Origin of the sequence: Mesorhizobium sp. M7A.F.Ca.CA.004.06.1.1, from assembly GCF_003999135.1 — a bacterium.
Taxonomy (GTDB): domain Bacteria; phylum Pseudomonadota; class Alphaproteobacteria; order Rhizobiales; family Rhizobiaceae; genus Mesorhizobium.
Genome location: NZ_RZPQ01000127.1, coordinates 1 through 10538 on the forward strand (window position 1 = coordinate 1; position 10538 = coordinate 10538).

A 10538-nucleotide genomic window follows, 5' to 3' on the forward strand; every position below is an offset into this window, starting at 1 on the left:
GGGCAAAGATCCGGCGCGGCGCGCTGGGCGCGTGCTGCCGGGCGGCCTGCAGGCCAAAGGCGGTGAGGGCAATGAAGGTGCCGCCGAGCAGCACGCCGGCAAGCAGCGGCCCGGTGGCGCCGCCGATGGCGACGCTGGCGGTGACGCCGGCAACTTCGATGAAGCACGCCAGCGCATAGGCGGCATAGAGGCCGGTCCGCCCCGCGATCTTCTGCCAGAACCAGACCGAGGGAAAGCCCGCAAGACCGGCGACCATCCACACAATGGCCTCGAAGACGCGGCTGCCGCCGCCTTGCCGGACGATGGCGACCAGGAATGTCGCCGTCACCACATAGCCAAAGCCGAACAGGCCGTAGGCGATGATGACCTTGACCAACGACCGGTCCATCCGCAGTGCCGGCTCGCGGGGGACTTCGCCGTTGCCGAGCGGACCCTCATTGACCAACAGAGCCACGAGGACGAAACCGCAGGCCGAAATCGCCGCCGACCATAGCCAGCCTGCCGCCCAGCCCGAATGCTCGGCGACCAGCACCGCCATCATCGCCGCCGATGCCGCTATGCCGAGCCCGACGCCGCCGAAATGCCAGGCCTGCAGGTCGTTGCGACCGGCAGCCGCGATATGGCTGAACACGATGCTGGCCATGAACACCATGACGAAGGCGCTGGCCAGACCGGCCAGAAAGCGGATGGCGAGAAAGGCCGCCATCGCTTCGGTCAGCCCCATCAGCGCGGCAAGGACCGCACTGGCGCCAAGCCCCGCCAGCATCAGCAGGCGCTCGCGCCCATGCGCCCAGCCGCCCGCCGCCGCCAACGCGCCGACGAGATAGCCGAGATAGTTGGCCGAGGCGATCCAGCCGGCATCGGCCGGCGACAGATGCAGTTCCTGCATCATGCCGGGCAGGATCGGCGTGTAGACGAAACGGCCGATGCCCATGGCAATCGCCATGGCAATCATGCCGGCGAAGGCGAAACGCAGCGCTGTCGAGGTGGCCGATGTCATTGCACTGCACAATAAGTGCAGGGATCGCTGAAACAATCGCCATCTGTTGGGCCAGTGCGTGCGCGGGACGCGGTGCTCGCCTCGACTTTCCCCAAGCCGAACGCTTCGCGCCTGCTCAGCAGCGACCGCCGGCGCGTAGCGGAGCCGTTTCGTGCACTGTCCGCCGTGCCGTCAGCCTGAACGGCACATCGCCCAGTTCGCGCTCCGACATGGTGTTCAGCACCGGATGCGAAAGCGGATCGATCAGCCATCTCTGCGCCTCGCCGTCCGGGCGCGGCTCATACGGCCTGCTCGCAGTGAAAAAGACCTTCAGCGACGACGACAAAATCCCTAACATTTCCGGCTCCACAGGTCTGTCTCTCCCGACAAAATCTGCCGTTTCGATATGCCTATCAATTGAGATTTCAGCCGGATCAGTTTAGAAAAACTCAATGGCCATGCTCAACCGCGTCCATCTCAACGGCCTCCGCGCCGTCGAAACCGTTGCCCGTCTCGGATCGCTGGCGGCGGCGGCCGGTGAGCTCAACGTTTCCGTCAGCGCCGTCAGCCAGCAGATCAGCCGTACCGAAAAACAGCTCGGCCAGGCGCTGTTCGAGCGAACGGCGAGCGGTCTGGTGCTGACCGAATTCGGCGCCGTCTTCGCGGCCCGCCTCGGTGCTGGATTTCGTGAGCTTTCCCAGGCCGTGGCCCTGGCCGACGAGGCTACGCAATGCACATTGGTGGTTTCGGTGGCGCCGGCCTTTGCCTCGAAGTGGCTGTTGCCCAGACTATCTCGCCACTTCGACCGGCATCCCAAAGTGCTGCTGCGCATCGACGCTTCGGTGCGGCTGGCCAATCTCGATCACTCGGACATCGACATCGCCATCCGGCTCGGCGACGGCAAATGGCCGGGCGGACGCACGGAACTGCTCTTGGCGCAGGAAGTCTTCCCGGTCTGCGCGCCGGCGATCGCCCAAAAACTGAAGTCGATCGAGGATCTTGCCCAGACCTGCGCGATCACCGACGAGCGGGCAATGATCAACTGGGAAAGCTGGTTCGAGACAGCAGGCGTTCCGCCTGTCACCTTCCTCAAGGGTGCGCGTTTCACCGACCCGATGCTGTGCCTGGAATCGGCGATTGCCGGCCATGGCGTGATGCTGGGCTGGCAATTGCTTGCCGCGGATGCGCTGACCGACGGGCGGCTGGTGGCGCCTTTCGGAATCCGCGCCCAGAGCGGGCTCGGCTATTGGCTGGTGACCTCGTCCGTCAAGGCGGAAAGCCGCAAGGTCCGTGATTTCAAGGTCTGGATCAGGGAAGAGATCGAGGCAACCATGGCGCGGTTCGGGTCCGTAAACCCAGAACCCGCCGGCGCGATCGCGGTGGAAAGGACGGAGGCACCGAGCTATGTAGAGTCGGACATCAAACTACGACAGGCAGGATCATGACCACACATTCGCGCGGCGTTTCCGCATCGATCGACCCGGTGAAGCTCGACAGGCTGGCGGAAGTCGCCATCAAGGTCGGACTGCAATTGCAGCCGGGGCAGGATCTGGTGCTGACTTCGTCGATCGCGGCACTGCCGTTGACCAGGCGGATCGTCGAGCACGCCTACAAGGCCGGCGCCGGGCTGGTGACGCCGATCTTCAACGACGACGAGATGACGCTGGCCCGCTACCGCTTCGGCGCCGATGCGAGCTTCGACCGCGCCGCCGGCTGGCTCTATGAAGGCATGGCGAACGCCTTTTCCAACAATGCGGCCAGGCTTGCCGTGCGCGGCGAGGATCCATCGCTGTTGTCGGCTCAGGATCCGGCGAAAGTGGCGCGCGCCAACAAGGCGAATTCGATGGCCTACCAGCCGGCGCTGGAAAAGATCACCGGCTTCGACATCAACTGGAACATCGTGGCCTATCCGGACCTCGCCTGGGCCAGGCAGGTTTTTCCTGACGATGCCGACGATGTCGCGGTCGTGAAGCTCGCCGACGCCATCTTCGCCGCGTCGCGGGTCGATGTGGAGGACCCCATCGGCAATTGGAAGGCGCACAACGCGGCGCTGCGCAGCCGCACCGAATGGCTCAACGGCCATGATTTCCATGCGCTGCACTTTGCCGGACCCGGCACCGACCTGACGGTTGGACTGGCGGACGGCCATGAATGGATGGGCGGCGCCTCGACCGCCAAGAACGGCATCACCTGCAACCCCAACATCCCGACCGAGGAAGTCTTCACCACGCCGCATGCAAGGCGGGTCGAGGGTCATGTCTCCTCGACCAAGCCGCTGTCCTACCAGGGCACGCTGATCGACGACATTTCGGTGCGTTTCGAAGAAGGCAGGATTGTCGAGGCCAAGGCATCGAAGGGCGAGGATGTGCTGAAGAAGGTGCTCGATACAGATGAGGGCGCGCGCCGCCTCGGCGAAGTAGCGCTGGTGCCGCATTCCTCGCCGATCTCGGCAAGCGGGCTGTTGTTCTTCAACACGCTGTTCGACGAGAACGCCGCCTGCCATATCGCGCTCGGCCAGTGCTATTCGAAGTGCTTCGTCGACGGCGCCTCGCTCAGCCAGGACGAGATCGCGGCGCGCGGCGGCAACAAGAGCTTCATCCACATCGACTGGATGATCGGTTCGGACAAGATCGACATCGATGGTGTCCACAAGGACGGCGCCCGCGTGCCCGTCATGCGCAAGGGTGAATGGGCTTGACCGTACGGAGGGTGCGATGGCCTTCGACCTGGCGGTCAAGCGTATCTACGAGCCACCCGCGCCCGATGACGGGCAGCGGGTTCTGGTCGACCGCATCTGGCCGCGCGGTGTCAGCAAGGAAGACGCTGCGCTGACGCTGTGGTTGAAGGACATCGCACCGAGCGACGACCTGCGAAAGTGGTTCGGCCATGCGCCGGCGCGCTGGCCGGAGTTTCAGGAGCGGTATCGTGCTGAGCTGGACGGGAACGGCGAGGCGGTGAGTGAATTGCGAGGCTTGATCAGCCACGGCAAGGTGACGCTGCTCTATGGCGCGCATGATGAAGCGCATAACAATGCGGTGGCGCTGGCGGGGTATCTCAGCGCAAGCGCTCACAATTAGCCATCGTTAGCCAGACCTTCGTCATCCTCGGGCTTGACCCGAGGATCCATGCCGCGACCTCAGTCGAAAGGCGCAGCGGAGCAGAATCTGCACCGTTGCAACACGGATAGATCACGGCATGGATCCTATGGTCTGCGCTGCGTCGCTCCGCTCCTTGCTTCGCCATAGGATGACGAAGTGAGGTGTATGCGCTGCCCTACTTCACCACCGCCTCATAAACATCAGCCTTGAACCCCACCAGAATCCGATCCCCAACCTCCAGCACCGGTCGCTTGATCACGGTCGGCTTGGCCAGCATCAGCGCCTTGGCCTTCTTTTCGTCGAGGCTCTGCTTGTCGTTGTCCGGCAGTTCGCGAAACGTGGTGCTACCCTTGTTGAGCAGCTTTTCCCAGCCGACCTTGCCCGCCCAGCCATCCAGCCGCTTCGCGTCCAGTCCCTCTGCCCTGAAATCGTGAAACCTGTAGGCCACGTCATGGCCTTCCAGCCAGAGGCGCGCCTTCCTGACCGTGTCGCAGGTGGTGATGCCGTACATGATGATCGTCAAAACAGTGGCCCTTCCGATTTCGAATCTGACCGCAGATTAAGGACGCTCTGCGCGCTTTGCCAGCGCTCCCCGGCATGCCTTCGGTTTTGCCCTTGCCAACACTAAGGAATTTCCCTAAGTATTTTGACAGCGCCTCAGGACCAACCAATGACAAGCCTTCAGACCACAACTCCGAGCCCTCCGCCGATCGACGGCATCTTTCGCGCACTGTCCGATCCGACGCGGCGACGCGTGGTGGAGCGGCTGAACCGCAGCCCTGCCTCGGTCAGCGAGCTTGCCCAACCGTTCGACATGGCCCTGCCCTCCTTCATCGAACATCTCAAAATCCTCGAAGGTTGCGGGCTGGTGCGCTCGCAAAAGACCGGCCGGGTCAGGACCTATCAACTGGCGCCCGAGCCGCTGAAGCTTGCCGAAAACTGGCTGGCCGAACAGCGCACGCTGTGGGAGCGCCGCCTCGACCAGTTCGACGCCTATGTGATGACCCTCAAGGAGACAGAAAAATGATCTATCCCCTCAAGCCGGATCCCAGACTGGACCTCGTGCTGGAGCGCGTCATCGATGCGCCGCGCGAATTGCTGTGGCGCGCCTTGACGACGCCGGAGCACGTCAAGCAATGGTTCACGCCGAAGCCTTGGATGATCACCGACTGCGAGATAGACCTCAGGCCGGGCGGGCTGTTCCGCACGCGCATGCAGTCGCCCGACGGAACCGAGGTCAACGACCGCCATTGCTGCTATCTCGAAATCGTGCCGAACGAGCGGCTGGTGTGGACGGATGCATTGTTGCCGGGTTACCGGCCGTCAGGGGAACCCTTCATCACCGCTGTTATCTCCTTGCAGCCGGACGGCAAGGGCACGCGCTACACCGCCACCGCCATCCATCGCGACGAGGCGACCCGCAACAACCATGAGGAGATGGGTTTCTTCAACGGCTGGGGCACGGTGGCCGATCAGCTTGGGCAGTACGTGAAGACGATCTGATCTTCCCACATGACGGCCAGGACGTTGTCTTGGCCGTCATGCTTGTTTTCAACCCGGGAGCGAAGAGAGCAGTCTCCCGGTGGCATTTCCGCCTCAATAATAGAAGCGCTCTTCGGTGATCTTGCCGTTCTTGACTGTGTAGAGGCCAACTTCATCCATGGTGACGCGCTCGCCGGTGGCCTTGGGCGTGATGTCGAACTTGAAGCGCACCGCGAACTGGTCTCCGTTGACATAGGGGCCCTCGACCGAGCCGCCATGCACTTCGTTGTTCTCCTGCCACCACTGGCCCTTCTGCTTGAGAGCCTCCTTGCCATGGGAGATGGCCATCGGCCCCGCCATGGCTTCGAGACTGACGATATCATCGGCATTGTACTTCTCGGCAGCAGCTTCGTTATCGCCCTGCTTGAGCAGTTCGGTGAAATCTTTGGCAATTTCCGCGATGGTCATTTGTGTTCCTCCTGTCAGACGCACTGCAAATGGGGAACAGCTTGCTGGCCTGCCACCATTGCCGGCACTACAGCTGACAAGCCGTGTCAGGACGATTGATATAGCGGCTGTATGACGACGATTTCTCACATGCCGGCTAGGGAATCGTCCTGACCGGTCAATTGCCAGGTCGCCGGACATTTGTATTCACCCTGGTGGCTACGGATCAGCGAAAAACTCCGCACTGTCCAGGATATCGGCTCAACGATCCGTTCCCGCACTTTTGGAACGCCCCTCCTGTCGCGAAGCAGCGTGACATGTGGCTCCAGCGAGGTCGTGATGAATGGCTTTAGCGGGCTGTCGTCAATTACGGCAGAGAGCTTGCGCCAGAAGGCTTGCAAAGTCGGCGAATGGTCGCTGCTGCGAAGCACCAGCGCCCCGCCGCCGAAAGCCGACAGGCGGTCGAAGCAAACATCGAATGGTGTGGCTTGCATCAGCAAGCCGACATGGCGGGCGATCTCCACCACACGCTTCTGTTTGCCGTCGCCAAGGCCGATCAGGGATATGTGCATTTGATCGGTTGGCGTCAGCCATCCCCGCAATCTCAGTTCCTGATTGTAGTGCTCAGCCCTGCGCCGCAGCATGGCATTGACCGGGTCTTCAACGAGAAATCCGTAAAACAGATGCGGCTCCCGGATCGGGCTCTGTCCTTCAAATCGGAAAAAGGTCTGACCGTTCTTCGCGGTTCCGTATGAAAATTGCCCACTCACAACCGATCTCGTCCGGCAGATTGTATCAAGCCGAGAAGCTTAGAACAAAAAGGGAACGAATCAAGTGAAAACAAAACCGGCGCTAATGGTTTCCGCATCAGCGCCCGCAAGCTTAACGGCGGAGCAAGCATTTTCGAGCAGGGGCCGAACCCTACGATCCGTAGCCGATGATGCCCTGACCTCCCGAAAATCGTGGATCGACCAGTCGACATACCCCCGGCCGTTGACCGACGGCTTGTAGCCACCGCGCGGCGTGTGCTCCGGTTATTTAACGTCGACAAAATTAGCTTGGTAGCACCGGGCAGTTGGCACCACGGCGCAGGCTGATATGCGCCACGTCTCCGACGCTGAATTGGGAACCCTCGGCCTGGCGCGGCGCATCGATGACAACAGGCGCGCCCTGCCCGAGTTCGGCATGAAGGCGCAGCGTGCGACCGTGAAAGACGACGCTGTTGACGCGCGCCGGCGCGGTGCCGGGCGCGGCCTCGGTCATCGCCAGCAAATCCTCCGGACGCACGCCGATGGTGCGGGTGGCGCCCTCGGCAGGTGCCTCGCTAGTTTCAGAAATAGCCTCCAGCGGCAGGGCGCCGGCGGCGAAGCGCAGGCGATCGCCGTCTCGGCCGACGAAGCGCGATTGCAGGAGATTCATGGTGCCGATGAAGCTCGCCACAAACTTCGTGGCGGGCCGGTCGTAAAGGGTGGCCGGCGGCGCGATCTGCTCGATGCGGCCCTTGTTCATGACGACGATGCGGTCGGAGATCGACAGCGCTTCGGTCTGGTCGTGGGTGACCATGACGAAGGTGGTGCCGAGCCGCGACTGCAGCCGCTTCAGTTCAACCTGCATCTGTTCGCGCAGATGCGCATCGAGCGCCGACAGCGGCTCGTCGAGCAGCAGCACGCGTGGTTCGCAGACGATGGCACGCGCCAGCGCGACGCGCTGGCGCTGGCCGCCCGACAGTTCGGAGACGCGGGCGCCAAGCTTGTCGGCGAGACCGACCATGTCGAGGGCTTCGCCGGTTCGCTTTGCCTGTTCGGCTCCAGACAGTTTGCGCAGTGACAGACCGAAGCCGACATTTTCGGCGACATTCATGTGCGGGAACAGCGCATAATCCTGGAACACGGTGTTGACCGGCCGGTCGAAGGGCCGAAGGGCCGTGATATCGCGACCATCGAGCAACACCTTGCCGCTCGACGGGCTTTCGAAACCGGCGATGACGCGCAGGCTGGTGGTCTTGCCGCAACCCGACGGCCCGAGCAGCGTGACAAACTCGCCGCTGATAATGTCGAGGTCGACGGCGTCGAGCCCGACGATGCCGCCAGGAAAAATCTTCGAGACCGCCTGCAGCCGCACGAGTGGATCAGGCGCCATCGCGAACCTCGGACGGCTTCGTGGTGTTGACCCAGAGGATCTGGCAACGCTCGGTGCCCGGATTGCGGAAGGCATGCAAAAGCGTGCTCTTGAACGCAAAACTGTCGCCGGCCTTCAGCACGTAATTTGTCGAATCCACCACCAGTTCGACCTCGCCGGCCAGCACGAAGCCGAATTCATGGCCGGCATGGGCATAGGCCTCGGCCGTGCCGCCGCTGGCTTCCACCGTCACCAGCATGCCGGTCAGCGTCGCGCCCGGGGGTGACAGCAGCGCCTTGGCAATGCCTTCCGACTTCACCGGGATCTGCCGCCGCTTGTCGGCGCGCACGCAATAGAGATCGTTGGCCGCATCGTTGCCGTCGGCGATCAGCGCCGACGGCTCGATGTCGAGGGCGGCGGCGAGCGGCCAGATCACCTTGACGCGCAGCGAGGACATGCCGCGCTCGATCTGGCTGAGCGCCCCGATCGACACACCAGCTTTTGCCGCAAGATCGGCCAGCGACAGATTGCGCTCCAGCCGCAGCGCCCGCACGCGCCGGCCGACCCGCACATCGGCATCGTCCTTCGGCTTCTCAGCCGGTTCGTCCAGCATGTCCATTTGTTAGTCCTTATTGCAGTGCTTAGGGCCGGTGGCGACCAAGGCCGGCTTCAGGGTTGGATAGCTATCGGGCGTCAGTGCTGCCCCTCATCGCCCTGCCGGGCACTTCTCCCCGTATAGTGACGGGGAGAAGTGGCTGGCCGCAACGCCGGCGCCATCCTTGCAACGCTGATGATTGGCGAAATGGGCGATGACAGCGTCCCTCTCCCCGTCACTATACGGGGAGAGGATGCCGGCAGGCAGGTGAGGGGCAGCGCAAACTTCGGCAATTGGTCGCCTCGAATACGGTTGAAACTCACCCGCCCGCCTTGACCTTTTCAAACATCTTGGCGAGGTCGTCATTCTGTTTCATCGGCCCGGTGAAGATGGTGGTCTTCAGCAACACCTCGGGATCGGATGGCAGCTGCAATTTCTCAAGTTCCTCCTTCGGCACGGTGGCGAAGGCGGAGTTCAGCGAGCTGCCGTAGCCATAGGCCTGGATCAGGTATTTGCCGGAGTCGGCATCCAGCCGGCTGTTGATGAAGTCATAGGCGAGATCGACATTCTTGGCGTCCTTGAGCATGACGAAGCCGCAGGCCCAGGTCAGCATGCCCTCCTTCGGCTTCATGAACTCGACCGGCACGCCCTGCTTCTTCAGCGACGTGGCGGACGCGTTCCAGGTCATGGCGGCGACCAATTGGCCGCTGGCCAACGCCTGTTCGACGGAGGTCATGTCGGTGGTGTAGTTGGAGAGCAGCGGGCGCTGCTCGCGCAGCTTCTCGGCCACCTTGTCCATTTGCTCCGGCGTCATGTCGAACGGATTGACGCCGGCGAGCAGTGCGGCAACGACCGGCGTGTCGTGCACGGCGTCGATCGTCGCCATGCGGCCGGCATACTGCTTGTCCCACAAAAGGTTCCAGCTCGCTTCCGGGTTCTTCACCAGATCGGTTCGGTAGAGGATCGAGGTGTTGCCCCAGTCCCATGGCACCATCCAGACCTTGCCGTCGCCGGCCTGCAGGTCGGGCAGGTTCTTGAACACCGGGAAGATCGAATCCCAGTTCTTGATGCGCTTGGTGTCGATCGGCTGCAGCAGGCCTTCCTTGTTCCAGCGCGCCACCTTGTCATAACAGGGATGCGCGATGTCGGGGCGGAAGCCGGCCTTGACCTTGGTGAAGGCGTCATCGTCGTCACCGAAGATGGAGGCCTCGACGCCATCGGGATGCGCGGCAAGGAAGCTCTTGTTGAAATCGGGCAGTTCATAGCCCGACCAGGTGAAATATTGCAGCTTGTCGCCGGCGAAAGCGACGGTCGACGACAGCGTCATCGCGAACGCCGTCAATCCAGCGCAAACAGTCTTTGCAGAGATCGATTTCAGGTCGAATGCCATTGCAGTTCTCCTCTCTTGGTTTGTTTTGGTTGTGATGGATCCGCGGGCTTTGGCGCCGTGGCGGACAGGCCGCGATGGCGCAGGATTTCAGCTGCTGCAGCGATGATGAAGGACACAGCCAGGATCGACGTGCCCAGCGCCATCACCGTCGGCAGCGACTTTGGAAAACGCAGCTGGCTCCAGATGTAGAGCGGCAGCGTCGGCTCGGTGCCGGCGAGGAAGAAGACGACGATGAATTCGTCGAAGGAGATCAGGAAGGCCAGCATGAAGGCCGAAACGATGGCCGGCAGGCTGAGCGGCAGCATGACCCGCCGGAACGTCGTCCAGTCGGAGGCGCCGAGATCGAGCGCCGCCTCGCGAATGGTTTTCGGGACGGCGGCGAAGCGGCTGCGCATGAACACCACGGTCGTCGGCAGCGCCACCAATATG

General features: G+C 62.6%; 14 protein-coding genes. 5 read left to right on the forward strand and 9 right to left on the reverse strand.

Annotated features, from left to right (window positions below; translation table 11 throughout):
- Together EN906_RS10680 and EN906_RS10685 are read right to left on the reverse strand one after the other, a co-directional pair.
- On the reverse strand, positions 1-1000 hold a 1000-nt coding region (locus EN906_RS10680), incomplete at its 3' end, for a YbfB/YjiJ family MFS transporter (protein WP_127375167.1).
- Positions 1001-1115: 115 nt separating this feature from the next.
- Positions 1116-1337, reverse strand: coding sequence for a hypothetical protein (locus EN906_RS10685; protein ID WP_127271618.1), 222 nt, complete (start codon positions 1335-1337; stop codon positions 1116-1118).
- A 94-nt stretch (positions 1338-1431) separates the two neighbouring features.
- Here EN906_RS10685 and EN906_RS10690 point away from each other — a divergent pair, with 94 nt between their 5' ends.
- The 3 genes from EN906_RS10690 to EN906_RS10700 are packed head-to-tail and all read left to right on the forward strand — an operon-like array spanning position 1432 to position 4056.
- Positions 1432-2424: a LysR substrate-binding domain-containing protein gene (locus EN906_RS10690; RefSeq protein ID WP_127271620.1), complete on the forward strand. Its 993-nt coding sequence runs from the start codon at positions 1432-1434 to the stop codon at positions 2422-2424.
- The gene (locus tag EN906_RS10695) at positions 2421-3677 is read left to right on the forward strand and encodes an aminopeptidase (protein WP_127272629.1); all 1257 of its coding nucleotides are present in this window, start codon (positions 2421-2423) and stop codon (positions 3675-3677) included. The genes EN906_RS10690 and EN906_RS10695 overlap by 4 nt, the downstream gene beginning before the upstream one ends.
- A 16-nt stretch (positions 3678-3693) precedes the next feature.
- On the forward strand, positions 3694-4056 hold the full coding sequence (locus tag EN906_RS10700; RefSeq protein ID WP_127270292.1) for a DUF488 domain-containing protein: 363 nt from the start codon (positions 3694-3696) through the stop codon (positions 4054-4056).
- Between the two features lie 196 nt (positions 4057-4252).
- On the opposite strand, the gene EN906_RS10705 is transcribed toward EN906_RS10700, so the two are convergent.
- On the reverse strand, positions 4253-4600 hold the full coding sequence (locus tag EN906_RS10705) for an ArsC family reductase (RefSeq protein ID WP_127270294.1): 348 nt from the start codon (positions 4598-4600) through the stop codon (positions 4253-4255).
- 147 nt (positions 4601-4747) lie between these two features.
- On the opposite strand from EN906_RS10705, the gene EN906_RS10710 reads away from it, so the two are divergent.
- Both EN906_RS10710 and EN906_RS10715 read left to right on the forward strand, forming a co-directional pair.
- Positions 4748-5104 (forward strand): metalloregulator ArsR/SmtB family transcription factor, encoded by a 357-nt coding sequence (locus EN906_RS10710; RefSeq protein WP_127270295.1) that lies wholly within the window; start codon positions 4748-4750, stop codon positions 5102-5104.
- Complete coding sequence (locus tag EN906_RS10715; protein WP_127270213.1) at positions 5101-5580, forward strand: SRPBCC family protein; 480 nt, start codon at positions 5101-5103, stop codon at positions 5578-5580. The genes EN906_RS10710 and EN906_RS10715 overlap by 4 nt, the downstream gene beginning before the upstream one ends.
- Positions 5581-5673: 93 nt before the next feature.
- On the opposite strand, the gene EN906_RS10720 is transcribed toward EN906_RS10715, so the two are convergent.
- The 6 genes from EN906_RS10720 to EN906_RS10750 all read right to left on the reverse strand — a co-directional run.
- On the reverse strand, positions 5674-6027 hold the full coding sequence (locus EN906_RS10720) for a nuclear transport factor 2 family protein (RefSeq protein ID WP_127270215.1): 354 nt from the start codon (positions 6025-6027) through the stop codon (positions 5674-5676).
- A 125-nt stretch (positions 6028-6152) separates the two neighbouring features.
- On the reverse strand, positions 6153-6776 hold the full coding sequence (locus EN906_RS10725; RefSeq protein WP_127270218.1) for a 2'-5' RNA ligase family protein: 624 nt from the start codon (positions 6774-6776) through the stop codon (positions 6153-6155).
- 283 nt (positions 6777-7059) lie between these two features.
- Positions 7060-8145, reverse strand: a complete 1086-nt coding sequence (locus EN906_RS10730; protein ID WP_127270221.1) for an ABC transporter ATP-binding protein — start codon at positions 8143-8145, stop codon at positions 7060-7062.
- Positions 8135-8743 (reverse strand): cupin domain-containing protein, encoded by a 609-nt coding sequence (locus EN906_RS10735; RefSeq protein WP_127270224.1) that lies wholly within the window; start codon positions 8741-8743, stop codon positions 8135-8137. Before EN906_RS10735 ends, EN906_RS10730 begins: the two co-directional genes overlap by 11 nt.
- 295 nt (positions 8744-9038) lie before the next feature.
- A complete protein-coding gene (locus EN906_RS10745) occupies positions 9039-10109 on the reverse strand; it encodes an ABC transporter substrate-binding protein (RefSeq protein WP_127270226.1) in 1071 nt (356 codons plus the stop codon).
- Positions 10094-10538: ABC transporter permease subunit (locus EN906_RS10750; RefSeq protein WP_127375168.1), on the reverse strand; the 445-nt coding region annotated here is incomplete at its 5' end. The genes EN906_RS10745 and EN906_RS10750, both read right to left, overlap by 16 nt.

What these genes read in the sequence shown, in the direction of transcription:
- EN906_RS10710 (WP_127270295.1), top strand. Translation starts at nt 4,748, where the DNA reads ATGACAAGCCTTCAGACCACAACTCCGAGCCCTCCGCCGATCGACGGC.
- EN906_RS10720 (WP_127270215.1), bottom strand. Translation starts at nt 6,027, where the DNA reads ATGACCATCGCGGAAATTGCCAAAGATTTCACCGAACTGCTCAAGCAG.
- EN906_RS10735 (WP_127270224.1), bottom strand. Translation starts at nt 8,743, where the DNA reads ATGGACATGCTGGACGAACCGGCTGAGAAGCCGAAGGACGATGCCGAT.
- EN906_RS10715 (WP_127270213.1), top strand. Translation starts at nt 5,101, where the DNA reads ATGATCTATCCCCTCAAGCCGGATCCCAGACTGGACCTCGTGCTGGAG.
- EN906_RS10730 (WP_127270221.1), bottom strand. Translation starts at nt 8,145, where the DNA reads ATGGCGCCTGATCCACTCGTGCGGCTGCAGGCGGTCTCGAAGATTTTT.
- EN906_RS10695 (WP_127272629.1), top strand. Translation starts at nt 2,421, where the DNA reads ATGACCACACATTCGCGCGGCGTTTCCGCATCGATCGACCCGGTGAAG.
- EN906_RS10685 (WP_127271618.1), bottom strand. Translation starts at nt 1,337, where the DNA reads ATGTTAGGGATTTTGTCGTCGTCGCTGAAGGTCTTTTTCACTGCGAGC.
- EN906_RS10690 (WP_127271620.1), top strand. Translation starts at nt 1,432, where the DNA reads ATGGCCATGCTCAACCGCGTCCATCTCAACGGCCTCCGCGCCGTCGAA.
- EN906_RS10700 (WP_127270292.1), top strand. Translation starts at nt 3,694, where the DNA reads ATGGCCTTCGACCTGGCGGTCAAGCGTATCTACGAGCCACCCGCGCCC.
- EN906_RS10745 (WP_127270226.1), bottom strand. Translation starts at nt 10,109, where the DNA reads ATGGCATTCGACCTGAAATCGATCTCTGCAAAGACTGTTTGCGCTGGA.